Raw genomic sequence first — 253 nt, 5'->3', positions numbered from 1 at the left:
GGTCCCGCAGCGCCTCCATGAACTCGTTGTTCTGCAGCTTCTTGTATTCGGGCTCGTTGGTGTGCCCGATGATCACCTCGTCGATATCGGTCTGCGGAAACTTCTTCGGCTTGATCCGGTGCTCCTGGGACGCGCCGAGCAGGTCGTAGAGGAAGGCGACGTCGAGCTTGAGCACTTCGACGAATTCGATGATTCCGCGGTTGGCGATGTTGAACTCGCCGTCGAAGTTGAAGGCCCGCGGGTCCGAGTCGGA

Annotated in this window: 1 protein-coding gene; it reads right to left on the bottom strand. The window is 59.7% G+C overall.

The annotated features are described in order from the left end of the window. Positions 1 to 253 (bottom strand): serine protein kinase (locus tag E6J58_19600; GenBank protein ID TMB33924.1); only part of this gene is annotated, 253 nt, incomplete at both ends.

Source organism: Deltaproteobacteria bacterium (genome assembly GCA_005879535.1).
Lineage (GTDB): Bacteria > Myxococcota > Myxococcia > Myxococcales > 40CM-4-68-19 > 40CM-4-68-19.
This window is presented reverse-complemented; position numbering and strand designations above follow the sequence as displayed.